Consider the following 606-nt stretch of genomic DNA (forward strand, 5'->3'; position numbering starts at 1 on the left):
CCCGGAGCAGCCGGACGAGTCCGTCGCGCAGCAGGAACAGGTCTTCGGCTAGGACAACGCGCAAGGGATCTCCATGGTGACCATGGTGGGACCGCCCGCGGGACTGCCGACGGCCAGGACGCCGTCGAATGTACCCAGTCGCCGCTCGACCCCGGCCAGCCCCGAACCGGCCCCGATCACCGCACCTCCCTTCCCGTTGTCGGTGACGGTCGCCCGCAGATGGCCGTCCGCGTGGTGCAGGTCGACCCAGATCCGGTCGGCGCCGGAGTGCTTCACGGCGTTGGTGAGCACCTCGCTCACGGCGAAGTACGCGGCCGACTCCACGGGCGCCTCCGCCCGCCCGGGCAGGTCCACGTTCACCTCGGTGGCCACCGGCAGCCGCAGCGCCAGCGCCCGTACGGCGTCGCCCAGTCCGCGCTCGGCCAGGACCGGCGGATGGATGCCGCGCACCAGCTCGCGCAGTTCGGACAGCGCCTCGACCGAGGACCTGCGGGCCTGCGCGATCAGCTCCTTGGCCTGGGCCGGGTCCTTGTCGAGGAGCGCCTCGATGGTGCCCAGGTCCATGCCGACCGCGACGAGCCGGGCCTGGGCGCCGTCGTGCAGGTC

At 72.9% G+C, this 606-nt stretch carries 1 protein-coding gene; it reads right to left on the bottom strand.

All coding sequences use genetic code 11. From position 1 onward, the window contains the following. Positions 1 to 48: 48 nt before the first annotated feature. Positions 49 to 606: sensor histidine kinase (locus tag CCL05_RS43365; RefSeq protein WP_244204633.1), on the bottom strand; the 558-nt coding region annotated here is incomplete at its 5' end.

Origin of the sequence: Streptomyces africanus (assembly GCF_002150735.1) — a bacterium.
Classification (GTDB): Bacteria; Actinomycetota; Actinomycetes; order Streptomycetales; family Streptomycetaceae; genus Streptomyces; species Streptomyces africanus.